The organism is Minwuia sp., assembly GCF_048263705.1.
Lineage (GTDB): Bacteria > Pseudomonadota > Alphaproteobacteria > Minwuiales > Minwuiaceae > Minwuia.
Genome location: NZ_JBLXDV010000004.1, coordinates 154,818 through 177,709 on the forward strand (window position 1 = coordinate 154,818; position 22,892 = coordinate 177,709).

At 67.4% G+C, this 22,892-nt stretch carries 21 protein-coding genes; 12 read left to right on the forward strand and 9 right to left on the reverse strand.

All coding sequences use genetic code 11. The annotated features are described in order from the left end of the window. Window positions 1–12: 12 nt before the first annotated feature. Window positions 13–1,017: an LLM class flavin-dependent oxidoreductase gene (locus tag ACN0X7_RS07875; protein ID WP_417515874.1), complete on the reverse strand. Its 1,005-nt coding sequence runs from the start codon at window positions 1,015–1,017 to the stop codon at window positions 13–15. Window positions 1,018–1,243: 226 nt separating this feature from the next. Here ACN0X7_RS07875 and ACN0X7_RS07880 point away from each other — a divergent pair, with 226 nt between their 5' ends. Further along, complete coding sequence (locus ACN0X7_RS07880; RefSeq protein ID WP_417515876.1) at window positions 1,244–2,170, forward strand: DMT family transporter; 927 nt, start codon at window positions 1,244–1,246, stop codon at window positions 2,168–2,170. Window positions 2,171–2,233: 63 nt separating this feature from the next. Continuing rightward, window positions 2,234–3,067: an SDR family NAD(P)-dependent oxidoreductase gene (locus ACN0X7_RS07885; protein ID WP_417515878.1), complete on the forward strand. Its 834-nt coding sequence runs from the start codon at window positions 2,234–2,236 to the stop codon at window positions 3,065–3,067. Window positions 3,068–3,172: 105 nt separating this feature from the next. Here ACN0X7_RS07885 and ACN0X7_RS07890 read toward each other — a convergent pair whose 3' ends face one another. Further along, a complete protein-coding gene (locus tag ACN0X7_RS07890; RefSeq protein ID WP_417515880.1) occupies window positions 3,173–5,101 on the reverse strand; it encodes a primary-amine oxidase in 1,929 nt (642 codons plus the stop codon). A 101-nt stretch (window positions 5,102–5,202) separates the two neighbouring features. On the opposite strand from ACN0X7_RS07890, the gene ACN0X7_RS07895 reads away from it, so the two are divergent. Next, entirely contained in the window at window positions 5,203–5,619 is a 417-nt protein-coding gene (locus ACN0X7_RS07895) for a GFA family protein (protein ID WP_417515882.1), read from the forward strand. A gap of 10 nt (window positions 5,620–5,629) precedes the next feature. Here ACN0X7_RS07895 and ACN0X7_RS07900 read toward each other — a convergent pair whose 3' ends face one another. The 3 genes from ACN0X7_RS07900 to ACN0X7_RS07910 all read right to left on the reverse strand — a co-directional run bounded on the left by ACN0X7_RS07900 (window position 5,630) and on the right by ACN0X7_RS07910 (window position 10,641). After that, entirely contained in the window at window positions 5,630–6,253 is a 624-nt protein-coding gene (locus tag ACN0X7_RS07900) for a YqaA family protein (RefSeq protein WP_417515884.1), read from the reverse strand. Between the two features lie 163 nt (window positions 6,254–6,416). Then, complete coding sequence (smc, locus tag ACN0X7_RS07905; RefSeq protein ID WP_417515886.1) at window positions 6,417–9,869, reverse strand: chromosome segregation protein SMC; 3,453 nt, start codon at window positions 9,867–9,869, stop codon at window positions 6,417–6,419. 37 nt (window positions 9,870–9,906) lie between these two features. Next, on the reverse strand, window positions 9,907–10,641 hold the full coding sequence (locus ACN0X7_RS07910; protein ID WP_417515888.1) for a DsbA family protein: 735 nt from the start codon (window positions 10,639–10,641) through the stop codon (window positions 9,907–9,909). Between the two features lie 186 nt (window positions 10,642–10,827). Between ACN0X7_RS07910 and ACN0X7_RS07915 the strand changes: the two genes are divergently transcribed. The 5 genes from ACN0X7_RS07915 to ACN0X7_RS07935 all read left to right on the forward strand — a co-directional run bounded on the left by ACN0X7_RS07915 (window position 10,828) and on the right by ACN0X7_RS07935 (window position 14,864). Next, entirely contained in the window at window positions 10,828–11,967 is a 1,140-nt protein-coding gene (locus ACN0X7_RS07915; protein ID WP_417515890.1) for an acyl-CoA dehydrogenase family protein, read from the forward strand. Window positions 11,968–12,057: 90 nt separating this feature from the next. Further along, window positions 12,058–12,852 carry an ATP-binding cassette domain-containing protein gene (locus tag ACN0X7_RS07920; RefSeq protein ID WP_417516134.1) on the forward strand — a complete coding sequence of 265 codons (795 nt, stop codon included), beginning with the start codon at window positions 12,058–12,060 and terminating at the stop codon, window positions 12,850–12,852. Then, complete coding sequence (znuB, locus tag ACN0X7_RS07925) at window positions 12,842–13,639, forward strand: zinc ABC transporter permease subunit ZnuB (RefSeq protein WP_417516136.1); 798 nt, start codon at window positions 12,842–12,844, stop codon at window positions 13,637–13,639. Before ACN0X7_RS07920 ends, znuB begins: the two co-directional genes overlap by 11 nt. Further along, a complete protein-coding gene (locus ACN0X7_RS07930) occupies window positions 13,636–14,043 on the forward strand; it encodes a Fur family transcriptional regulator (RefSeq protein WP_417515892.1) in 408 nt (135 codons plus the stop codon). Before znuB ends, ACN0X7_RS07930 begins: the two co-directional genes overlap by 4 nt. Beyond that, window positions 14,040–14,864, forward strand: coding sequence for a hypothetical protein (locus tag ACN0X7_RS07935; protein WP_417515894.1), 825 nt, complete (start codon window positions 14,040–14,042; stop codon window positions 14,862–14,864). Before ACN0X7_RS07930 ends, ACN0X7_RS07935 begins: the two co-directional genes overlap by 4 nt. 19 nt (window positions 14,865–14,883) lie before the next feature. Here ACN0X7_RS07935 and ACN0X7_RS07940 read toward each other — a convergent pair whose 3' ends face one another. The 3 genes from ACN0X7_RS07940 to ACN0X7_RS07950 form a co-directional block, all read right to left on the reverse strand. Further along, window positions 14,884–15,186 (reverse strand): hypothetical protein, encoded by a 303-nt coding sequence (locus tag ACN0X7_RS07940; RefSeq protein ID WP_417515896.1) that lies wholly within the window; start codon window positions 15,184–15,186, stop codon window positions 14,884–14,886. A gap of 104 nt (window positions 15,187–15,290) precedes the next feature. Further along, complete coding sequence (locus tag ACN0X7_RS07945) at window positions 15,291–15,794, reverse strand: MarR family winged helix-turn-helix transcriptional regulator (protein ID WP_417515898.1); 504 nt, start codon at window positions 15,792–15,794, stop codon at window positions 15,291–15,293. A 170-nt stretch (window positions 15,795–15,964) separates the two neighbouring features. Continuing rightward, entirely contained in the window at window positions 15,965–16,885 is a 921-nt protein-coding gene (locus tag ACN0X7_RS07950; protein WP_417515900.1) for an NAD(P)H-dependent flavin oxidoreductase, read from the reverse strand. A gap of 99 nt (window positions 16,886–16,984) precedes the next feature. Between ACN0X7_RS07950 and ACN0X7_RS07955 the strand changes: the two genes are divergently transcribed. From ACN0X7_RS07955 to ACN0X7_RS07970, 4 genes are all read left to right on the forward strand, one after another. Next, window positions 16,985–18,766 (forward strand): lytic transglycosylase domain-containing protein, encoded by a 1,782-nt coding sequence (locus ACN0X7_RS07955; RefSeq protein WP_417515902.1) that lies wholly within the window; start codon window positions 16,985–16,987, stop codon window positions 18,764–18,766. Further along, a complete protein-coding gene (gene moaB / locus ACN0X7_RS07960; protein ID WP_417515904.1) occupies window positions 18,756–19,283 on the forward strand; it encodes a molybdenum cofactor biosynthesis protein B in 528 nt (175 codons plus the stop codon). Before ACN0X7_RS07955 ends, moaB begins: the two co-directional genes overlap by 11 nt. Before the next feature lie 119 nt (window positions 19,284–19,402). Further along, entirely contained in the window at window positions 19,403–20,521 is a 1,119-nt protein-coding gene (locus tag ACN0X7_RS07965; protein ID WP_417515906.1) for an OmpA family protein, read from the forward strand. A gap of 129 nt (window positions 20,522–20,650) precedes the next feature. Then, window positions 20,651–21,739 (forward strand): PA0069 family radical SAM protein, encoded by a 1,089-nt coding sequence (locus tag ACN0X7_RS07970; protein ID WP_417515908.1) that lies wholly within the window; start codon window positions 20,651–20,653, stop codon window positions 21,737–21,739. A 24-nt stretch (window positions 21,740–21,763) separates the two neighbouring features. Here ACN0X7_RS07970 and ACN0X7_RS07975 read toward each other — a convergent pair whose 3' ends face one another. Then, a complete protein-coding gene (locus tag ACN0X7_RS07975) occupies window positions 21,764–22,864 on the reverse strand; it encodes an FIST signal transduction protein (protein WP_417515910.1) in 1,101 nt (366 codons plus the stop codon). Window positions 22,865–22,892 lie beyond the last annotated feature (28 nt).

Sequence of the window (22,892 nt, forward strand, 5' to 3'; positions counted from 1 at the left end):
GGCATCTGAACCTCAGTTTCCTGAATCGAAAACCTGCGGCGTGAAGGCATCGAAGGTGCGCTGCACCTCTGCCGGATCCTGGGACAGCGGCGCGATGATCGCGGTATGCACGCCGGTATCCATCGCCCACTTCAGCTTCGCGCGGCATGCGTCCGCCGAACCGATGATGGCGATGTCGTCGATCAGGCTGTCGACCAGCGCGCCGGTGGTCTTGGCCCGGTCCTTCTCGGCCCAGCCCTCGCGGATCTGCGCGGCCTCGTCCTCATAGCCGGCCCAGGCCAGGAACTTGTTGTAGACCGGCGTCGCGTAATAGGGCGCGAAGTTCTGCCGGAAGCGCTGGCGGGCGTCTTCCACATCGTCGGTGACCAGCACCATGAAGCGGTTGACGACCTCGACATCCGCGCCGTTCTTGCCCGCTTTGGCGGCCCCGGCATGGACGTGTTCGATCATCTTCGGCAGCGCCTTCTTGGGCCACAGGTTGAAGACCACGCCATCGCCCACTTCCGCCGCCATCTCGATCATCTTCGGGCGCAGGGCCGCCAGATAGAGCGGCACGGTGTGGTCCAGCGGCATCTGCCGGTAGCCGTGGCTGTTCAGCACCTCACCGTCATAGTCCGATTTCTCGCCCGCCAGCATCGACCGCACGATCTCGGCGGTCTCCTTCACGCGGGTCAGCGGCTTCTCGTAGGGAATGCCCGCCCAGCCGGTCATCATGTTCTGGCTGGATGCGCCCAGACCCATCACGAACCGGCCCGGCAGCACCTGCCCCAGCACGTTGGCGGTCGCGGCCAGCACGGTGGGCGAGCGGGTGAAGACGGGTGTCACGGCGATGCCGACGCGCAGCCGCTCGATCCGGTGCGCCAGTGCGGCAACCGTGGTCAGGCTGTCGGGCGCGCCGCCGTCGGCGAACCAGGCGTCGTCATAGCCGTTGGCCTCGGCCCATGCGATGCGTTTCGCGGTATCTTCCAGCTTCGGTCCCGCCGGTACGGTGACCGCAATGCGTCTCTTCGGTGCCATTCTGTCTCGCTCCCCTGAATTGCGGCGCGCATTGTGCGGGCTAAAGCGCGCAAGGTCCATCGCCGCTCTGCAGTTCGCGCCCGCGCGGCGGGGTTGACCCCGCGACCCGGCACAGCGTTTCAACCTGCCAGAACCGCGACAGGTTTCACCATCCGCTGGGTTCCGGGATTGAGGTCTGCCGGTTTCGCGCATGACAGGCCCGGCGATCGCGGCAAGACTCGGGGCCATGGCACCGAATCGCGAAACCGTTCTGGGTCTGGCCCTGCCGCACATCGCGTTGCTGTTCGCGGTGATCTTCCTCGGCAGTTCCTTCGTCGCCGCGCGGGCGATCATGGCGGACTCGGACGGTCCGGCAACGCTCGGGCTGGTCCGCTATATCGGGGCGGCGCTGTGCCTGCTGCCCTTCGTGATGGCCACCCGCCACTGGCGCATCTCGCGGCGGATCGTGCTGATGGCGATGGTGCTGGGCGTGCTGCAGTTCGGCCTGTTCCATCTGGCGGTGAACACGGCCCTGCAACAGATCCCGGCGGCGCGCGGCGCGGTGATCTTCGCGCTGATCCCCATCCTGACGATGCTGATCGCCGCCGCCGCCGGGCGCGACCGGATCACCATGGTCATGACCGGGGCCGCGATCCTGTCGTTCTCGGGCGTGGCGCTGGCCGTCGGCGAAGCCGCATTCCGCCCCGCCGTGGGCGGCGACAGTCTGATCGGCGAGGCCCTGTTCCTGTTCGCGGTCTGCTGCGGGGCGACCTACAACGCGCTGTCGGCGCGGCTGTACCAGAACCATTCGGTGCTCGCGATCTCCATTCTGACGATGATCGGCGGCTTCGCCTTCCTGATGCCCTTCTCGCTGCTGGAAGGCCCGGTGCGTGTGGTGAGCGCCTATCGGGGCGATGACTGGGCCTGGCTGCTCTGGCTGATCATCCCCGGCGGGGCGATGAGCATGGCCTTCTTCAACTACGGCCTGCGCCGTCTCGGCCCGACCCGCGCCGCGATCTGGGTCCCGCTCAGCCCCATCGCCGCAACTGCCGCAGGCGCGTGGTTGCTGGACGAAACCATCACGCCCCTGTTCCTGGCAGGGTTGGCATGCGCCGTCGCAGGCCCGATGATGGTGTCCTGGAGCCGCATGCAAGAGCGGAACAGCATTCGATGACGTCGTCGAGCGCTGTTCCGGGACAGGCTGGACGGAGACAATCTGCGTTTCAGGAGGCAGCACATGAGCGGAAAACGGGTGGCCATCGTGACCGGGGCCGCGCGTCATCGCGGGATCGGGCGGGCGATTGCGCTGCGGCTGGCACAGGATGGCTTCGATGTGGTGGTTTCGGCGCGGGCGGCCGATCCGTACGCTTTCCCTGACCATGAACGGGAGATGGGCTGGCAGGGTGTGACCTCGCTGGCCGATGAAATCAGGGGGCTGGGCGGCGCGGCGCTGGCGCTGGACTGCGATGTCACCGATCAGGCCCGGATCGACGCCATGGTCGCCGCGACCCTGTCCGAATTCGGGCGCATCGACGCGCTGGTCAACAATGCCGGCGTGCCCAGCGGCGCGGGCAGCACGCCGATCCTGGAGATCGACGATGCCGCATGGACCCACACGGTCGATGTGAACCTGACCGGCGTCTATCGCGTCTCGAAGGCCGTGGCCCGCGCCATGGTCGATGCCGGCGAGGGCGGCGCGATCGTCAACCTCTCCTCGACCGCCGGGCGGGTCGGTATGGCCAACTACGGGGCCTACAGCGCGACCAAGTTCGCGGTCATCGGCCTGACCCAGCAGATGGCGGCAGAACTGGCATCGAAGGGCATTCGCGTGAACTGCATCTGTCCGGGCAGCACCGACACCGACATGATGGACGGCACCTTCGGACGGGTCGCCGGCAGGGCCGGAACCGAGTTCGACCGCATCAAGAAGGGCGTCGCGAAACAGATTCCGATGCGCCGCCAGGGCGACGTCTCGGAACAGGCCGCCGCGGTCTCGTTTCTGGTGGGACCCGATGCCAGCTACATCACCGGCCAGACCCTGAATGTCGACGGCGGCCTGCGCATGGACTGAGCCGCTGGTCCTCCACATCGCCCCCGCATGCCACTGCGCTTCAGCGGGGGTGACGGTTCGTGAGGGCGGAGAGGTCGGTCAGAAGGGTGTCACCCCCGCGTCCGCTCACGCCGGTCCGCCGTCCCTTGACGGCGGCATGTTCAGGGTCGGATTGCGGTCGAAGAAGCCGTCCGCCATCAGCGCGAAGCCGCATTTCACCGACGGCTGTACCGGGAAATCCTCCAGCCGGGGCAGGTGCACGATGCCGAAGGTGTGCCACAGCACGATGTCGGTGTTCTCGACCGGGCGGTCCGCCTCGGTCCAGACGCCGATGCCGTCGTCGCCCGTGCTCTGGTTGACGTACTGGCCGGCCGGATAGCGCTGCGCCGGGTCGCGGGGCGTGACCCAGACGTGATTGTCGGTGAAGGCCGCCCGCTTCGCCAGCCGCGTTTCCGCATGGTGGAAGGCGCGCACCATGCTGGGCGCCATCAGCTTGTAGCCGACGGGCTTGCCCATGCCGTTGCGGCGGTTCGGGTTGATCAGCCGCCAGTAGCGCTCGGTCTCGGCATTGCGCTTCCGCCGCGCCGCCTTCTCGGTCGCCAGCACGGTTTCCTCGGCCATGAAGGCATTGCCCATCGGATTGTCCGGGCCCATCGGCGGCTGCACCACGTTCACCTCGACCGCCGAGTTGGCATCGCCGTCGATGGCGCTGTCGAGGCGGGCGCAGAACAGGTGCAGATGGTTGGGCGCCAGCACGCCTTTCGCCACCTCGGTACCGAACCGGTCGCCGGACACGTCGTTCATGCCGCCGGTGTTCATGATCCCGGTCAGCTTCACCTCCAGCTCGATGGTCCCGTCCAGATAGAGGTTCCAGTAGAAGCCGTACTCATAGTTGCCGACCGTCGCGATGGACGAGACCACCAGCCGCCGCGACCGCCGTACCTCGACCTCCATGGTCATGTAGTCGGTGTGCTTCCACAGCATGCCGTCGTCTTCCTCGTGCATGCAGATCGCGTTCTCGATCACCACCGGCTCGCCCGTCGTGTCGTTGACGATGCCGTCGAAGTAGTGGATGTGGCCGCGGCAGTCGCAGCCCAGCTTCAGGGCATTGGCCAGCCGCCCGATCCCGTATTCGCCGACATCGAAGGCGTTCTTGCGGTAATGGCCGTAGTTCGGGTCGCCATAGGGCACGACCATCTCGGCGACCGCCGCGCGGAACAGCACGGGCCGCATCCGGTCGCCGTCGCGGAACTGCAGATCGTTCAGCACCAGGCCCTCGCGGGCGTTGAATTCCACATGGAAGCGCCAGTTCAGCCAGTCGACCTGCCGTCCCTGCACGGTGAAACTGGGGCCGTCGGGCTGGCGGATGTCGATGGGGGCCAGATCGTCGCGCAGGTTGTCGGCGATCTCTTCGAAGCGCACGGCGTAATTGTGCGCGTCCATCGGCACCGGTGCGACCGTGCGGTCCAGCACCTTGAGCACCTTGCCCGCGTTCAGGTCGTAGAGGACGTTCAGACCCTCGACCGGGTGGGCGTAGCCATTGTCGTGGCGGCTGTTGCGGTAGAAGACATAGCAATGGGCGATGCGCACATCCTCCTCGTCCTCGAAACCGAAATTGCCGGCGGAGAAGGGATCGACCTGGATGTTTTCCAGATCGGTGATGCCGCGCTTCTTCATGGCGGCGATGAAGTCGGGATGCCGTGCCACGTTCTCGGCGCAGGTGACGATCTCGTCGATGACGATGGCCGTGCGCGCGCCGGGCACGGTCCGGTATCCGGTCAGCCTGTCCTCGTCCAGGTCCAGCCGGCATTCGTAAACCGTCCCGTCCGCCGTGTCGTAGGCGCAGACATGGGCCCGCCGGGGGAACGGAGCGCCTGCCGTCCAGCCCCGCAGGAAGGATTTTTCGGGATAGGCCAGTTCGATGGTCTCGAACTTCAGCGTGTCCGTGGCGAAGTCCGCGTTCCGGACCAGCCGGGCGGCCTGGCGGATCTCGTCGGCGGTCAGCGGATCCAGCGGGTGACTGGTCGTGCTCGACGTCTTGCTCATGACATTCATGGCATGCTCCCTTCGTCTGATCGTGCCATGCTACCCCACCGTCGGGCCCGCATGGCAAATCAATTGCGGCGAAACGAGAGAGTCCGGGAGAGAAACGAACCATGGAAATAGACGGCGCCTGCCTGTGCGGCGACATCACCTATGAAGCCACCATCGACCCGGAGAAGGTCGGCATCTGCCACTGCACCGACTGCCAGATCAACAGCGCGACCGCCTTTCGCGTGGCCGTCATGGTCCCGGCGCAGGATTTCCGGCTGCTGACGGGCGAGATGAAGGTCTATGTGAAGACCGCCGAGAGCGGCAACCGGCGCGCCATCTCCTTCTGTCCGCGATGCGGCACCTCGATCCATGGCGGCGATGTGGAGAACCCGGCCAGCTACTCGCTGCGGATCGGCACCGCGCGACAGCGGCACCAGCTGAGGCCCCGCACCCAGATCTGGCATCGCTCGGCGCTGCCCTGGGTGGACGAAATCGGCGCAATCCGCGAGATCGAGAAACAGGGCAGCCGAAAGCGGTAGGGCCCGGAACCTAAAGCAGCAGCGAGGTGCCGAAGGCTGCGAGCAGCACGACCGCTGCAGCGAGCGAGGCGCTGAGCTTGTGACGTTTCCAGAAGCTCTCCGCGCGAGCGCCGAAGAAATAGACCAGAAGGGCGAGGCCGAAGTAACGGAGACCGCGCGCGATTGTTGCCGCAATGACGAACATCAGGACCGGGTACCCGGCGGCACCGGCCGCAAGCATGGCGATCTGGAACGGAATCGGAATGACGCCGACCGCGACGATCGCCCAGAAACCGTAACGGTCGAACATCGTCCGGAACTGCTCAAGGTGCGACGACCAGCCAAGGGCGTTGACGATGTCCTGGCCGACGGTATCGAAAAACAGATAACCGATGCCATACCCGACGAGCGAGGCAAGCAGGCAGCCCGCCGTGACCATCGCAGCCGTAAGCCAGAGCCGATGCCGGTTGGTGACCATGAACGGGATCAGGATCAGTTCGATCGGAATGGGAACGATGATCGTTTCCGCGAACGATGCGACGAACAGGATCCACAGCGCGCGGCGGGAGTTCCGCAGCCTTTCGGTCCAGCGCCGGACACGCGAGGACCGCTGTTCATCCACGCGTGGCGGATCCGCGTCATTGCGATCGGACATCGGCTTTCCTGTGACTCCGGGTCAAGACCTCTCCCCGGCGCAATAGCGCAAAAGAGCCGGCACTGTCGAAGGGCAAAAGGAAACACACGGGCCGGGCGGTCCCTGCAGCCGCTCAGACTGCCGGCAGGAAGGGAAGGGCTCGGCACAGGTCAGAGGGTCGACCCTACGCGGTCTCCCGCAACGCCGCGGCCTGCTGCAGGTCCACCGATACGAGCTGGCTGACGCCGCGCTCGGCCATGGTCACGCCGAACAGGCGGTCCATGCGCGCCATGGTGATCGGGTTGTGGGTGATCACCAGAAACCGGGTCTCGCCATGCGTCGCCAGTTCGTCCAGCAGGTCCGTCAGGCGTTCCACATTGGCGTCGTCCAGCGGCGCGTCGATCTCGTCCAGCACGCAGATCGGGGCCGGGTTGGTCAGGAACACCGCGAACAGCAGCGCCGTGGCCGTCAGCGCCTGCTCGCCGCCCGACAGCAGGGTCAGGATCTGCATGCGCTTGCCCGGCGGGCTGGCCATGATCTCAAGCCCCGCCTGCAGCGGATCGTCCGCCTCGGTCAGCGCCAGCCGGGCCTCGCCGCCGCCGAAGACGCGGCGGAACAGCCGCTCGAAATGGGTATTCACCTTCTCGAAGGCTTCCAGCAGACGCGCCCGCGCCTCCCGGTTCAGGCTGTAGATGCCCTGGCGCAGCCGCTGGATCGCGCCTTCCAGGTCGGCGCGCTCCGTGGCCAGCGTGTCCAGTTTCTCCTGCACCTCGTTCGCCTCGATCTCGGCGCGCAGGTTCACCGGCCCCATGTTCTCGCGTTCGCGCTTCAGCCGCTCCAGCCTGCGCTCGCAATCGTCCAGCGGCGGCAGCACGGCGTCACCATCCAGACCGGCGACTTCCAGCACCTTCTGCGGGGCGCATTCCATCGCCTCCTGGATCTCGCGGGTCAGGCGGCGCAACTCCTCGACGCCGTGCTCGGTCGCGGCCTCGCGCCGCACCAGTTCCTCGCGCGCCGACTGAACCTCGGCCTGCGCGGCCTTCAGGTCGCGGTCGGCCTCCGCCAGTTGCGCCTCGGCAGATGACAGCTGGTTCACCGCTTCCTGCCGCGCCGCCTCCGCCTCGGCGATCTTCGTCAGCAGGTCGCCCCGCTGCGCCTCGATCTCGGCGGGGCGCTGTTTCAGATCCTCGATCGCCTGCGCTGCCGCATCCCGGCGTTCGGTCAGCGCCGCGCAGGTCTGTTCGGCCTCGGCGCTGCGCTTCTGCCAGCCCTGGCGGTCGCGCGCGATCTCTTCCAGACGCCGGATACGGAACCGCTTCTCGCGTTCGATCCGGTCCAGCGCCTGCCGCGCCTGATCCATCTGTTCGCGGGCCAGCCGGACCTGTTCCCGTGCGTTGGTGACTTCCTGTTCCGTGCCATCGACGGCGGGCAACCCGGCCATCTCCCGCTCGGCAGTCTCCGATTCCTCCGAAGCCTGCGCCAGATCGGCCCTCGCGCCCTCCAGCAAGGTCGAGATGCGTTCCTTTTTCTGGCGCTCGGCATCGGCCTGGCGGCGCAGCACCTCCATGGCCTGACCGGCCCTGGCGACACGCTGTTCGGCCTCGCGGCGGCGGTTGCGCGCATCGCGTTCGGCCTCGATGGATTTCGCCACGGCGTTCCGTGCGGCGGCGATTCCGGCCTCGGCAGCCCGGGCGGCATCCTCTGCGGGGCCCTGTTGCGCCTGCAGCGCCGCCAGCCGGTTCTGCTGTTCCAGCCGGATCGCGCCGGATGCCTGTTTTCCCGCCTGACGGCTGTAGCCGTCCCAGCGCCACAGGTCGCCCTTCTGCGTCACCAGCCGCTGGCCGGGTTTCAGGTCGGGTGCCAGCCGCGCGCCCGTCTCGCGATCCGCCACCACCCCGGTGGCCGCCAGCCGGCGGTCCAGCGCGGCGGGACCCTCGACCTTCGACGCCAGCGGTTCCGCGCCTTCGGGCAAGGCAGCCAGATCGGTCTCGCCCGCCTGCCAGCGCGCGGGCGCATCGGCCTCCAGCGCACCGTTCACGCCATCGCCCAGCGCCACCGCGAAGGCGTTCTCGTAGCCGCCGGCGACCGTGACCAGTTCGATGATCCGGGCATGGCCGGTGGATTTCTCCCTGGCCAGCAGCCGGGTCAGCGTGTCGATCTCGGTCTTCAGGCCCGACAGGGCCGACTTTGCCTGGCGGTCGGCTTCCGCCGCGGCGGTCAGGCGCGCTTCATTGTCTGCGCGCTGTTTCTCGGCCGTCTCGATCTCGGCGGCCAGCGTTTCGGCCAGCTCGCGCGCGGTTTCCTGCTCCGCCCCGATCTCCTTCAGCTTCGCGGTGTGATCGCCCGATTCCGCAGCCGCCAGCTCGCGCTCGGCACTGGCGACCCGGCGTTCCAGATCGGTGCGGCGCTGGGTCAGCTCCTGCGCCCGGCGGGCCAGCGCGCCGCGCCGCGCCTTCAGATCGGCCAGTTTCTCGGTCGCCGCACCGAGCGCCTGCTCCGCCGTCTGCACAACACCGGAAGCTTGCTTCACGGCATCGCCGGCACGTTCCAGAGCCGCATCCTCGCCCTGTGACGCCACGGTCAGGCTTTCCGCCTCGCGATCCAGTTCCTTCAGGCGGTCGCCTGCATCCTGGCGGCGTTCAGCCTCGCGGCGCAGATCCTCCGCCGACTGCGCCAGACGTTCCTTCAGGTTGCGGACGGTCTCGTTCAGCCGTGCCTCTTCCGCATCCAGCCGCTCGCGGGCGATGTTCAGATGGTTCAGTGCCGCGGCCTTTTCGGCCTCGGTCTTGCGCAGCGGGTCGATCCGTGCGGCCTGTTCGACCTGCCGCGTGGTCACCACGGCGGCAGCGCGCGTCGCCTCGCTCGCCAGGCCCTGGGTCAGTTCCATCGCCTTGCGGGCCGCGTTCAGCGCCTCCAGCGAAGCCGTGTAGCGCAGGTGATGGATCATCGCCTCGACCTGCCGGGCCTGCGCCGACAGATTGCGATAGCGGGACGCCTGCCGGGCCTGCTTCTTCAGGTTGCCCAGCTGGCCGTCGAGCTGTTGCGTGACGTCATCCAGGCGTTCCAGATTGGTCTCGGCGCCCTTCAGCCGCAGTTCCGCTTCGTGGCGGCGCGAATGCAGACCGGTGATGCCCGCGGCCTCTTCCAGCAGCAGCCGCCGCTCGACCGGCTTCGCGCCGATCAGCGCACCGACACGGCCCTGGCTGACGATGGCCGTCGAGCGTGCGCCGGTCGCCATGTCGGCGAACAGCAGCTGCACGTCCTTGGCCCGGACCGGCGCGCCGTTGATGCGGTAGTCCGAGCCCTGATCGCGGGTGATCTTGCGGCTGATGGCCAGTTCCGGCTCGTTGGCATAATCCGGCGGGCCGTCGCCGTCGGCATTGTCCAGCGACAGCTGCACCTCGGCCTGGTTGCGGGCGGGGCGGGTGCCGGACCCGGCGAAGATGACGTCGTTCATCTCCCCGCCGCGCATGTTCTTGGCCGAGGTTTCGCCCATGGCCCAGCGCAGGGCCTCCACCAGGTTCGACTTGCCGCAGCCGTTCGGGCCGACCACGCCGGTCATGCCGGGCGCGATCGTCAGTTCGGTGGGTTCGACGAACGACTTGAACCCGACCAGTCTGAGACCCTTGAACTGCAACCGCCCCTCGCGCTCCCTCTTGCCCCGGACCGTGTTTCTAGATCAGACCTTCGAGATGTTCGTTCAGCGTTTCATAGTCATGGTTCGCTTCGAACTTCTCGCCATTGATGATCAGCGTCGGGGTCGCACTGACCTCGTACTTCTGATTCCCCTCCAGCCGCGAATTCAACACCGTCTCTTCCAGCGCCGGATCGGTCATGCAGGCTTCGAACTCTTCAGGACTGACGCCGCCCAGCAGCGCCACCTTCTGCAGTTCCGCCATCGGATCGGGGGAACGGGACCAGCGCGCCTGCTGCGCGAACAGCACGTCGATGAAGGCGAAGAACCGGTCCTCACCGCCGCAGCGCGCCAGCATGGCCGCGGCCAGACCCGGCCGGTCGAACGGAAATTCGCGAAAGATGAAGCGCACCTTGCCGGTCTCGATCCAGTTCTTCTTCAGCTCCGGCCAGGTGTTCTGGTGGAAGTTGGCGCAATGCGGACAGGTCATGGAGGCGTACTCGATGATCGTGATCGGCGCATCTTCCGCGCCCAGGATCATGTCGGTATCATGCACCTCGACCACGGTGTTGGACGTCACGACAGGTGTTTCAGGTTTCGCCACCGACGGTGTTTCAGCCTTCTGCTCAACCTGGTTTACCGGCTGATCCGTGCCCGCCGATTTGGCCGGCTCTTCCTCGCCTGACAGAATATAGAAAGCACCCGCACCGATGATCGCCGCGACGGCAATAATCAACACGATCCCGAATTTGTTCGCTTGTCCAGATTTAGCCATCTATTCCTCGTATACACCAGATGTTGTGGGATTATAGGTGGTCACGTACTGCTCCTCAATCGCAAAAATCCGAATTCGATGTGAGGGTGAAATACGGCCATAACAGGGCAAAACTGCCCTCTGACGCGCTTGTGAGGCCGTGATATACAAATCGTCACACATGCCCGATGCCGGAAGGACAATCCGATGCAACTGACCGAAGATCAGCTTCTGATCCGCGATGCCGCGCAGGCCTTCAGCCGGAGCGAACTGGCACCCGGCGCCGTCGCGCGCGACCGCAGCGGCGCGCCGCCCATGGACCTACTGCGCCAGATGGGGGAACTCGGTCTGATGGGCATGACCGTGCCGGAGACCTGGAACGGCGCGGGCGCGGACATGACCTCCTACGTGCTGGCACTGATGGAAGTGGCCGCCGCAGACGGGGCCGTGTCCACCATCATGAGCGTGAACAACTCGCCCTGCTGCGCGGCGCTGATGCGCTACGGTTCGGACGCCCAGAAGGACCGCTGGCTGAAGCCCATGGCGGCGGGCGAGATCATCGGCGCGTTCTGCCTGACCGAGCCGCAGGCCGGCTCCGATGCGTCCAACCTGAAGACCCGTGCGGTGCGTCGGGGCGACAGATGGGTGCTGAACGGCACCAAACAGTTCATCACCTCGGGCGCCATCGCCGGTGTCGCGCTGGTCTTCGCCGTGACCGATCCCGACAGGGGGTCGAAGGGCATCTCGGCCTTTCTGGTGCCGACGGACAACCCCGGCTACCGCGTGGCGTCGAAGGAGGACAAGCTGGGCCAGCGCTGTTCCGACACCTGCCAGATCGCGTTCGAGGACTGCGAGATCCCGCTGGAGAATCTGGTCGGCGAGGAGGGCCGGGGCTATGCCATCGCGCTGGCCAATCTGGAAACCGGGCGGATCGGCATCGCGGCACAGGCCATCGGCATGGCCCGCGCGGCCTATGAGAAGGCGGTCGCCTACGCACAGGAGCGCGAGGCCTTCGGCAGGCCGATCATCGGCCATCAGGCGCTGGGCTTCCGGCTGGCCGACATGAAGACCCGCATCGCCGTGACGACGCAGATGCTGTTCCACGCCGCGGACCTGAAACAGCGCGGCGAACCCTGCCTGCAGGAAGCCTCGATGGTGAAGCTGTTCGCCTCCGAGATGGCCGAACAGGTCTGCACCGACGCCATCCAGATCCACGGCGGCTACGGCTATGTCACCGACTACGAGGTCGAACGCATCTATCGCGACGTCCGTGTCTGCCAGATCTACGAGGGCACCTCGGACGTGCAGCGGCTGGTCATCGCCCGCCAGATCGCGGCGGGCGGCTGACCGCTTCAGGCGTCGCATGCGGCTTGCACAAACCTCCCGTCCGTGCGTAATAACATTACATCTTTTCGGGAGGCACCTGTTTTGGCCGACATGCTGGTCGATGGCGAAGGGTTCGGCGTGCAGGACGGCGGCCGCTGGCTGGTCCGGCATGTCGACCTGAAGGTGCATGCGCGCGAGATCGTCACCCTGATCGGTCCCAACGGATCGGGCAAGAGCACGACGGCGAAGATCGCAACCGGCGTGCTGCCGCCCAGCGAAGGCCGCATCACCCGCAAACCCGGCCTGCGCATCGGTTATGTGCCGCAGAAGCTTTCTATCGACCGCACCCTGCCGCTGTCGGTCGAGCGGCTGATGCGCCTGACGGGCCGCCATGATGCCGCCGCCGTGGATCGCGCGATGGCGCGGACGGGGATCGGCCATCTGGCGAAACAGGAGGTCCAGCATCTGTCGGGCGGCGAGTTCCAGCGCGCCCTGCTGGCCCGCGCCATCATCGGCGAACCGGACCTGCTGGTGCTGGACGAACCGGTGCAGGGCGTGGATTTCTCCGGCGAGGTCGCGATCTACGACCTGATCACCCAGATCCGCGACGAGACCGGCTGCGGCGTGCTGCTGATCAGCCACGACCTGCACATCGTCATGGCGGCGACCGATACGGTGCTGTGCCTGAACGGTCACGTCTGCTGCGCGGGCACGCCCATGTCTGTGGCCAGCAACCCGGAATATCTCAGGCTGTTCGGCGCGCGGGCGGCGGAGTCGCTGGCGATCTATCAGCACCACCACGATCACACCCACCTGCCCGATGGCCGGATCGAACATCCCGACGGGACCATCACTGAAGATCACGGGCACGACCATGAGCACGACGAGAGCCACCATCATGGATGACTTCCTGATCCGCGCGCTGGCAGCCGGGATCGGGACCGCCCTGGTCGCGGGACCGCTCGGCTGTTTCGTGATCTGGCGGCGCATGGCCTATTTCGGCGACACGATGGCCCACGCGGCCCTGCTGGGCGTGGCCCTGTCGCTGCTGCTGCAGGTCAACCTGACCCTGGCCGTCTTCGTCGTGGCAGGCCTGTCGTCGCTGATGCTGTTCGGGCTGGAACGGCGGCGCACCCTGCCGATCGACGCCCTGCTCGGCATTCTGGCGCATTCGACGCTGGCGCTCGGTCTGGTGCTGGTGGCGCTGATGGACTGGGTCCGCGTCGATCTGCTGTCCTACCTGTTCGGTGACATCCTGGCCGTTGGCATCAGCGACATCGCGGTGATCTGGGGCGGCGGCGCGCTGGTGCTGATCCTGCTCGCGGTGATCTGGCGGTCCCTGCTGGCCGGGACGGTCAGCGAGGAACTGGCCGAGGCCGAGGGCCTGCGCCCGGCCCGCGCCCGCATCGGCTTCATGCTGGCCATGGCCCTGACCATAGCCATCGCCATGAAGGTCGTGGGCATCCTGCTGATCACCTCGCTGCTGATCATCCCCGCGGCAACCGCGCGCCGGTTCGCCACCACGCCCGAACAGATGGCGGTGTTCGCAGCGCTGACCGGGGTCGTGGCCGTGATTGCCGGGCTGGGCGGTTCGTTCGCCTGGGACACGCCGTCGGGCCCGTCCATCGTGGTGGCCGCGCTGATCGCGTTTCTGCTCAGTCTGATCGTACGGCGGGAGGCCGCAAGCCGATGACCGAATCCCCGACACGCCTGACCCACAATCAGACCCTGGTGCATCAGGTGCTGGAGAACACCGAAGGGCCGCTGTCGGCCTATGCCATTCTGGACCAGCTGCGCGATGCCGGGCTGCGCGCGCCGCTGCAGGTCTACCGCGCGCTGGAGAAACTGGTCGAACGCGGCATGGTGCACCGGCTGGAATCGCTGAACGCCTATGTCGCCTGCAGCCATCGGCACCGGCCGGGCGGCGTGGCCGTTTTTGCAATCTGCGACGCATGTGACGACGTCACCGAGTTTCAGGACGGCGAGGTGATGGAGCGGCTGCTGCAGCGGGCGACCGAGAAATCCTTCGACATGAACCATGCGACGGTCGAGCTGCACGGGCGCTGCAGGAACTGCCGCGAGGCACCGGCGCCATGAGCGCTGCATCGGCACTCATAGAGGGCCACCTGAACGGTGCCCTCGACCGCGCGAGCGCGCCCGACGAGGCGCACTGGCATGCGTTCTGGCACGCGCAGGGGTTCGGGTCCCTGTCGCCCGTGGCCATGGCCATCCGCGGCGGCCTGGCGGCGCGGTCCCTGTCCCAGGTCTTCGTGGCGGGCTATCAGGGCGCGCTCCATACGGTGTTCCGCCACCTGCCGGCCGATGGCTGGGCCGCCTATGCCGCCGCCGAGGACCGGTCCGATCCCCAGAATCATCCGGGGACGGTGCTGACGCCGGACGGCACGGGCTACAGGCTCGACGGGTTCAAGTCGTGGGTCGGTCAGTCCCGCCACGTCCGGCACCTGCTGGTCACCGCGAAACTGGACGGTGCCGACCGGATCGCGCGGCTGGACGCCTCCGCCGCCGGGATATCCCTGAGCCATCGCGACGCGCCCGCGTTCCTGAAGGAACTCAGCCAGGGCTTCGCGGCCTTCGATGGTGCGCGCCCGGACGGGCTGGTCGACGGTGTGGACATGCGTGCGTTCGGGCGCACCGAGCCGCCGTTCGTCATGCTGGCCTGCGCGGCCTTCCTGCTGGCGGAAGCGCCGGACGGTGCCGTGCGGGACCGCCTGATCGCGCTGGTCGCGGCACTGGCCGACTACATCGGCGATCTGGCCTATGCGCCCCGGACGCTGGCCGCGCTGGACCGCGCGCTTCAGGCGCTGGCTGCGGATCTCGATGGTGCGGACATCCCCGACTGGCCGGCGGACCGCCGCCTGATCGGCATGTACAGTCCCCGCATCCAGAAGCGCGCCTGAGGCGGAGAGCCGGGCCGGATCAGCGGATCAGGGTGCGCTTTCTCAGGTTGGACTTGCAGACGATGTCGTCGCCCTGCTCGAACGCCGTGCGGTTGGCCGGGCATTCGTAGCAGCCCAGCCGGTGGCTGAACTTCATGCCTTTCGGGCAGTTGTAGCAGATGTCCTGCTTCTCGACGCAGTCGCCACCCCACCGGCACTGGCTCGTGCCCTTCCGGCAGAGGCCCTTGGAGTCGGCGGCAGCCGTGTGGGGTTTCTGGGTGATCGGCTGGGCATCGGACGCCAGCACCGGCAGGGCCAGTCCCAGCGCAAGAAGGACAGTCATGAGCAGCTTCATGAGAACCTCAACCGTTTCTGGTGTGCGCCGATCCGGCAGCGCCCGTGACATGCACCATGGCGTGCGGCCTATGAAAGCCGTGTTAACAGCGGTCAATCCTGTCCGGCGGGCAGGGTGTCGGTTTCCAGCAGGCGATCGGCAAAGCTGTTCGCACGGCCCAGAAGCGCGATCAGCGTGGCGAATTCCTCGTCGGTATAGATCTCCCGGAAGGCCGCGTTGATCGCCACGGACTTCGGCAGAACCGCGCGCGCGATCCGGTCGCCCTCGGCGGTCAGCGCGACGATGATCTGACGGCGGTCCTCGGCGTTCTCGCGGAACTCGACCAGGCCGTTCCGTCTCATCGCGTGCACGGTCCGGCTGACATGCGCCGGATCCAGCAATGCAATCTCGGAAATCTTGCGCGCGATGCTGGGTCCGAAGATGAACACAACCATCATGATGCGCCATTCGCGCAGGGTCAGGCCGTCGTCGGCCAGTGCCCGCCGCGCCACGGTCAGCGACAGCTTGTTGCTCAAGGCAACCACCTGAAAGTTCAGGGTTTCATCGATCCCGAATTCCCTGCGGTTGCGTTCGATCACCGCGCTGTCGTCCGCCATCGACCCTGCTCCTTCGTCTCGCATCCGTATTGGTTGCCCTGGCATTTACTGCAGCTGCCCTTGCGAACTCAATGCACAATCCGTGCTAGAACGGTGCGGCGGCGGAAGGAATCGTCCGACCGGGTTCCAGGACGGGCCGGATCACGGCCAGACCGGTCGCGCAGGCCGCATCAGCATGCCTGACGGTATTCGGCCCCGATCCCCTCGATCAGGCTGGCCACCCCGGGCACGTCATGCACCAGTTCGACCGAGTGACCGGCGGACCAGATGTCCTTCCAGCGCCGGGGCGTGTCGGGATTGATGTCCTTGCTGATCTCGATCCCGCCGCGTCCGGGCAGGTTGTCGGGATCCAGTCCGGCGGCACGCAGGCTGGGGATCAGGATGCTGGTGTCCAGCCCGGTCATCGCATTGGTCAGCTTGATGTCGTCCATGCCGGAATCGACCAGCATCTGCTTGTAGCGCTGATCGGCCATGCTTTCGGCGGTCGCGATGAAACGGGTGCCCATGTAGGCCAGATCGCAGCCCAGCACCTCCGCCGCGCGCAGTCCCTGGCCGTCGGCGACGCCGCCCGCCAGCACCACCGGCCCGTCGAACATGGCCCGCACGCCGCGCACGAAGGCGAAGGGATTGGCCCAGCCCGTCTGTCCGCCCGCACCCCCCGTCAGCAGGATCAGCCCGTCCGCGCCGGACGCAATGGCCTTCTCGGCGTGGCGCATGGAGGCGATATCCGCCAGCACCAGTCCGCCGTAGCCGTGGATGGCATCGACGATTCCGGCGGGGCTGCCGACGCTGGCGATCACGACCGGCGGCCGATGCGCGACCAGCACCTCCAGATCCTGCGGCAGGCGCGTGTTGGTCCGGTGCACGATCAGGTTGGGCGCGACCGGGGCCGCGTCCGGGCCGGTCTCCCGACCGATGCGTGCCATCCATTCGTCGAGCTGTTCCACCGTGCGGCAATTGGCCGTCGGGAACGATCCGATGACCCCCGCCCGGCAGGCCGCGATGACCAGTTCCGGGCCGGAAACAAGGAACATCGGCGCGGCGATCAGGGGCAGTTTCAGACGATCGGCAATCTCGGGCGGCAGGGACATCGGAACACCGTTCTTTCTGGAAGATGCCGCCATCATTCCCGACAGCGGTTCACGCGACAAGCTTGCAGACACACCGTTTTTCGGTATTCGATGCGCGCCATGTTCTCGACCCTGAGAAATCTGGCCGCCGCGCTGACCGTCCTGACGGCGATGGCGATTCCGGTGCAGGCCGCCGCCGCCGACCTGCCCGATGTGCTGTCGGCGAAGGATGCCGCCCGCTATGCCGAGATCTTCCGGCTTCAGGGGCGTGCGGACTGGCGCGCGGCGGACCGGCTGATCAGGCAGCTGGACGACCGGCTGCTGATGGGTCACGTGCTGCACCAGCGCTACATGCACCCGACCGGCTGGCGCGCGTCCTACGAGGAACTGCACACCTGGATGAAGGCCTATGCCGACCATCCCGATTCCGGCGACGTCCACGAGCTGGCGACGAAGCGGCGTCCGCGCTCCGGCTGGAAACCGCTGACGCGCCCGCGCTTCGTACGGCTGACCTATCCGGAGAACCTCAGGCTGCCGAACCGGAGCAGCACCCGCACGGCGAGCGGCGGCGCGCCGAGTGCAGCGGACCGGCGCATTGTCGACATCGTGAAGAGCAACGTCCGGCGCGACCGCATGACCGTCTCGGAGAAGCGGCTGGCGGGCGCGGACGGCCGGCGCATGACCCCGGCGGGCCGGGCCGAGGCGCATGCCGCGCTGGCCCGCGGGCACCTGTCGAAGGGCCGCTTCGAACGCGCGCTGCAGCAGGGCGACCTCGCCATGCGCGAAGCCGGTGGCGGCAGGCGGCTGGGGGCGTTCCATGCGGGCATCGCCCTGTGGGCGATGGACCGGCAGGCCGACGCCCTGACCCGGTTCCGCACCGCTGCCGCGACACCGCCCGACCGGATCGGCAACATCGGCGGCGCGGTCGATTACTGGCACGCGCGGGCCGCGCTGGCGGGCGGGCATTACGACGAGGCGCTGACCGCGCTGGAACGGACGACCCGGTTCCCGCGCGATATCTACGGCCTGCTGGCGGCGGCGCAGCTGGCCCGGTTCGGCCCCTTCGTCTGGACCCCGCCCTCGCTCGACCGGGCGACCCTGAAGACGCTGATGACCAATGCCGGAATCCGCCGCGCCATCGCGCTGGCCCAGGCGGGACAGATCGCCCGCGCCGACATGGAATTGAACCGGCTGTCGCGCTACACCGACAGCGGCGGCGGTGCCCTGCTGATCGCCGTCGCCGCCGCGATCGACGCGCCCGCCTCCGCCTATCGCATGGCCCGCATCCGCCAGCGCAGTTTCGGCGAACACCACGATACGTCGCTCTACCCGGTGCCGCGCTGGCAGGTGGATACCCGCGATCCCATCGGACGTGCGCTGCTGCTGGCCGTGGCGCGCCGCGAATCCGGCTACAATCCCGACGCCCGCAGCCGCATGGGCGCGCGCGGCCTGATGCAGATCATGCCGAACACGGCGGCCTATGTGGCGCGCAAGACCAGCCTGAAACGCGTCACGCTCGACCGCCTGCACGACCCCGAGGTTAGCCTGAAGTTCGGTCAGGCCTATCTGGGCTACCTGTCCCGGCTAGTCGAACCGCGGAACTGCCTGATCCACATGCTGGCGGCCTACAACGCGGGTCCGGGCAACCTGCAGACCTGGGAGCGGCGCTTCGGCGACCGCGCCGACCCGCTGCTGTTCATCGAGCTCTTGGGATCGCGCGAGACCCGGCATTTCGTTCGGGACGTGCTGTCGGCCTACTGGATCTACCGCGACCGGATGGACCTGCCCACGCCCAGCCTGATCGACATGGCCGAAGGGCGCTGGCCGCTCTATGTCTCGCCGCGACAGGCCGCGACAGGCACGTCCGCCACCGCCACAGGAGCCCCCGCCCATGCCGATTGACGACACCCGCCCCTTCGTGCCCGTCCGGATCGCAGTGCTGACCGTGTCCGACACCCGCACCGAGGCCGATGACCGGTCCGGCGACGTGCTGGTGCAGCGGCTGACCGACGCCGGCCACGAGCTGGCCCGCCGCGAGATCGTCCGCGACGACCGGGCGGCGATCGCCGACAAGCTGCGCGACTGGATCGCGGACGACGGCATCGAGGTCGTGATCACGACCGGCGGCACCGGCGTCACCGGCCGCGACGTCACGCCGGAAGCCCTTGCCGACGTCCAGGAGAAGGAAATCGCGGGCTTCGGCGAGCTGTTCCGCATGCTGTCCTACGAGAAGATCGGGACATCGACCATTCAGTCCCGCTGTACCGCCGGGGTGGCGGGCGGCACCTACCTGTTCGCCCTGCCGGGATCGCCCGGCGCTTGCAGGGATGGCTGGGACATGATCCTGGCGACGCAGCTGGATATCCGCTTCCGGCCCTGCAATTTCGTCGAGCTTTTGCCGCGCCTGCAGGAGACCTGAATACCACCTCGGCCTTTTTCCGGCAGCGCCTTGGAAAACCTTAACTTATTCCTGTACAGGATGCCGCGTTCGGGTATCCTGAATCGGACGGGGGCGTCATGATTGACGGAAAGAGTGCGATGTTCAATCGAAGTGCGATGGCGGCAGCGGCGCTGGTGGTGATGGCCGGCTCCGCAAGCGCCGAGGTGAGCGGATCCTACCTGTCGGGTGGTGCACTCGGTGCCTATCCGACGGACCGGACTGTGGACAATTCGGCTGCCAATCCGCTGGATCTGAAGTTCGGCTACGGCGGCACCGGTGCGGTCGGCTACCAGTTCAGATCCGGCTTCCGCATCGAGGGTGAGATCGCCTATCGTCACCACACCGCCGACCGGCTGGGCAACATCAATCTGGACGGCAGCATCAACTCGACCAGCGCCATCGCCAATATCATCTGGGAATATGACAATCCCAGCGGAATCTACCCCTATATCGGCGGCGGTCTTGGCGGTGCCCGGATCGGAGCCAACAGTGTTTCCGGCGCGGGCATTGCCACCATCGACGACGACGATTTCGTGCTGGCCTACCAGGGTCTGGCCGGCGTGGCCTTCGCCCTGAACCCCAACCTTTCGCTGATTGCCGAGTACCGCTACTTCCGCACCAGTGAGGCCGAACTTACTGCGGCCAACGGCGTGACCGTCAGCGCCGACTATGTCAGTCACAATGCCATGCTGGGCCTGCGCTACCGCTTCGGCGCCGCGCCGTCGACCGGCGGTGCCGTGCAGTCCACCGCCCAGCAGGCCGCGCTGCCTGTGGTCGCCCGCGCGCAACCGCCGAAGCGGATCGCCAAGACCGTGCCGAAACCCGCACCCCTGCCGGTCGCACAGGCCCGCGCCGCGGCCAGCCTGCGCAAGACCTACCTGATCTATTTCGGCCTCGACAGTGCGGCCCTGAGCCCCGAGGCGCGCCGGACCGTCGCCGAGGCCAGCGAGCGCGCCAAGACCGACGGCACCGCCGTGATCGAATTGGCCGGACATACCGACCGTTCGGGCGACGCCGACTACAACCTCGCCCTGTCGCGCAAGCGCGCACAGAACACGGCCAGCGAGATCCAGCGCCATGGCGTGCAGTCGCGGTTGCTGATCAAGGCGCTGGGCGAGACCGCGCCGCAGGTGCCGACCGCCGACGGCGCCTATGAACCCCGCAACCGCCGGGTCGAGGTGGTGCTGCAGGGCCAGGGCGACGGCCTCAGCAACTGACGCTGATCCACGGCTTTCCGATCCGGACCGCTTGACAGCAGGCTGACGCTTGACCGCACCCGCCCGTCATGGTTTCCTCCGTTTATGGAACAAAAAAAGAACAAATCATATGGGGGGCATGGCTTCGACATGTCCGACAGGGCGGCACCGGGCCAGACACGGGGCCGGGGCGCGCGTTCCAACGGGTCCAGCCGGTTCGACAGCGAACGCCGTGTCTGGGTCGACGACGGCTGGGGCGGGCCGGACGAGTGGCAGGACGGCGCGCCCGGCATCCGCACCACCGAGACAGCGGACGCGACCCGGACCATCATTGCCCGCAACCAGTCGCCCGACATCTCGTTCGACCGCTCCATCAACCCCTACCGGGGTTGCGAGCACGGCTGCATCTACTGCTTCGCGCGGCCGACCCACGCCTATCTGGGCCTGTCGCCGGGCATCGATTTCGAGACGAAGCTGCTCTACAAGCCCGAGGCGGCAGTCCTGCTGGAGAAGGAGCTGCGGGCGAAATCCTACCGGTGCCGCACGATCGCCATCGGCACCAACACCGACCCCTATCAGCCCATCGAGCGGCGACGCATGATCACCCGCGAGATCCTGAAGGTGCTGGCGCGGTTCAACCATCCGGTCGGCATCGTCACCAAGTCCGATTTGGTGGTGCGCGATCTCGACATCCTCGCACCCATGGCCGAGAAGGGCCTGGCGAAGGTCGCCCTGTCGGTGACCACCCTGGATCACCGGCTCGCCCGGTCGATGGAACCGCGCGCCTCGACCCCGGCCCGCCGCATCGATGCCATCCGCAAGCTGTCAGAGGCCGGCGTGCGCACGGCGGTGATGGCCGCGCCCCTGATCCCGTCGCTGAACGAGCCGGAGATGGAGGCCATTCTGGAGCGCGCGCGCGACGCGGGCGCGACCGAGGCCGGCTATATCCTGGTCCGCCTGCCACTGGAGATCGCGGACCTGTTCCAGGAATGGCTGGAAACCGAAGTGCCCGACCGCGCCAGCCGGATCATGCGGCTGATCCGCGACATGCGCGGCGGGAAGGCCTATGACGCCGCGTTCGGCAAGCGCATGTCGGGCAGCGGGCCCTATGCCGCGATGATGGGACGGCGGTTCCGGATCGCGGCCCGGCGGCTGGGCCTGAACGAACGCAAGCTGCTGCTGGAGACCGGCCTGTTCAGCCCGCCGCCCGCACCGGGGGATCAGCTCTCGCTGCTTTGAGCGCGGCGCTGCCGCACGACCCTGTCACACGAACAGCGACAGCACGCCGGTGTAGGTATACAGCCGGGCGTTGGAGATCTCGCCGTTGCAGAAGAAGCCGGTCAGCGGCAGCTCGCCGAACCGTTCGGCGATCATGTCGAGTTCCGTCCGTTCCTCGCCGAACATGGCGGGTCCCCGCCCCAGGCAGGAATAATAGAGCGCGCCGCGCGGCACCTTGCCGTCCAGCCGTTTCTCCAGCCGGTCCAGCATCGCCTCCATATCCGCCACCGCGCTGGCCCCGTCCCTGCGGCAGAACATGATGCGCCCGCCCGTCTCGGCCATATCGCCGATCGCGACGAGTCCCTGACCGGGATCGATGCCGACGATGTCGCGGACCATGTAGTCCTCGGTATCCGCACCGCTGACCGGCAGCCCGGCGAAGATGAAGCCCGGAATGCGCTCCATGTTGCGCGCCAGCAGTTCGCCGATCTCCTCGCGGAAGACCTCGAAGGCCGGGCGGCCGTCCAGTTCGACGATCAGGTTCTCCTGCGACCGGGTGATCTCGTGCATCGGCCCGATGGGTGTGCAGCCCTGCGAAAGGGCCGTCTGGACGCCGACGGCGGCGGACAGCACCGCGCCGGAAATCGCGCTGTCCGAGACGCCGCGCGCGATCATCGGGTAGGTGGCGCGGGATGCGGCCAGCCCGCCGACCCAGAAGCCGCCGTTGTGGCCGGCGAAATCCGCGACCTGCTCGGGCAGGTCCGGGGCCTGCGGGTTGCCGTGCATCACCCCGAACCACGGTTCGAAGGGCAGTGCCGCATCCTGCCCGGTGGTGACGATGGCGTACTGATCCCGCGGGATGGTCGCGACCATGACCGACAGGGCCGGCATGTCGAAGTACTGCGCGCGGCCCGCCGCGATGCCGATGCCGCATGTACCGACCCAGCTGTTGATGCCGGTGCGGCCGCGCAGCACGGTCAGAATGTCCTGCGCCACCGGCGAGAAATGATCCGAGAGATACAGGAACCCGAGGCCGTCCGCCCCGTCGAGCTGTTCTTCCAGCTGATCCAGACAGGCCGCGACCGCCGTGCGCCAGTCCGTGTCCGCGCCATGCCCCAAGGCGAATCTTTCTGCTGTATCGGTCATCCGCCCATCAAACGGTGTGGCCGCGGCG

What these genes read in the sequence shown, in the direction of transcription:
- ACN0X7_RS07975 (WP_417515910.1), bottom strand. Translation starts at nt 22,864, where the DNA reads ATGACCGATACAGCAGAAAGATTCGCCTTGGGGCATGGCGCGGACACG.
- ACN0X7_RS07900 (WP_417515884.1), bottom strand. Translation starts at nt 6,253, where the DNA reads ATGTCCGATCGCAATGACGCGGATCCGCCACGCGTGGATGAACAGCGG.
- ACN0X7_RS07885 (WP_417515878.1), top strand. Translation starts at nt 2,234, where the DNA reads ATGAGCGGAAAACGGGTGGCCATCGTGACCGGGGCCGCGCGTCATCGC.
- ACN0X7_RS07895 (WP_417515882.1), top strand. Translation starts at nt 5,203, where the DNA reads ATGGAAATAGACGGCGCCTGCCTGTGCGGCGACATCACCTATGAAGCC.
- ACN0X7_RS07910 (WP_417515888.1), bottom strand. Translation starts at nt 10,641, where the DNA reads ATGGCTAAATCTGGACAAGCGAACAAATTCGGGATCGTGTTGATTATT.
- ACN0X7_RS07930 (WP_417515892.1), top strand. Translation starts at nt 13,636, where the DNA reads ATGACCGAATCCCCGACACGCCTGACCCACAATCAGACCCTGGTGCAT.
- ACN0X7_RS07890 (WP_417515880.1), bottom strand. Translation starts at nt 5,101, where the DNA reads ATGAATGTCATGAGCAAGACGTCGAGCACGACCAGTCACCCGCTGGAT.
- ACN0X7_RS07955 (WP_417515902.1), top strand. Translation starts at nt 16,985, where the DNA reads ATGTTCTCGACCCTGAGAAATCTGGCCGCCGCGCTGACCGTCCTGACG.
- ACN0X7_RS07940 (WP_417515896.1), bottom strand. Translation starts at nt 15,186, where the DNA reads ATGACTGTCCTTCTTGCGCTGGGACTGGCCCTGCCGGTGCTGGCGTCC.
- ACN0X7_RS07965 (WP_417515906.1), top strand. Translation starts at nt 19,403, where the DNA reads ATGTTCAATCGAAGTGCGATGGCGGCAGCGGCGCTGGTGGTGATGGCC.
- ACN0X7_RS07875 (WP_417515874.1), bottom strand. Translation starts at nt 1,017, where the DNA reads ATGGCACCGAAGAGACGCATTGCGGTCACCGTACCGGCGGGACCGAAG.
- moaB (WP_417515904.1), top strand. Translation starts at nt 18,756, where the DNA reads ATGCCGATTGACGACACCCGCCCCTTCGTGCCCGTCCGGATCGCAGTG.
- ACN0X7_RS07945 (WP_417515898.1), bottom strand. Translation starts at nt 15,794, where the DNA reads ATGGCGGACGACAGCGCGGTGATCGAACGCAACCGCAGGGAATTCGGG.
- ACN0X7_RS07920 (WP_417516134.1), top strand. Translation starts at nt 12,058, where the DNA reads ATGCTGGTCGATGGCGAAGGGTTCGGCGTGCAGGACGGCGGCCGCTGG.
- ACN0X7_RS07880 (WP_417515876.1), top strand. Translation starts at nt 1,244, where the DNA reads ATGGCACCGAATCGCGAAACCGTTCTGGGTCTGGCCCTGCCGCACATC.
- ACN0X7_RS07970 (WP_417515908.1), top strand. Translation starts at nt 20,651, where the DNA reads ATGTCCGACAGGGCGGCACCGGGCCAGACACGGGGCCGGGGCGCGCGT.
- ACN0X7_RS07950 (WP_417515900.1), bottom strand. Translation starts at nt 16,885, where the DNA reads ATGTCCCTGCCGCCCGAGATTGCCGATCGTCTGAAACTGCCCCTGATC.
- ACN0X7_RS07935 (WP_417515894.1), top strand. Translation starts at nt 14,040, where the DNA reads ATGAGCGCTGCATCGGCACTCATAGAGGGCCACCTGAACGGTGCCCTC.
- ACN0X7_RS07915 (WP_417515890.1), top strand. Translation starts at nt 10,828, where the DNA reads ATGCAACTGACCGAAGATCAGCTTCTGATCCGCGATGCCGCGCAGGCC.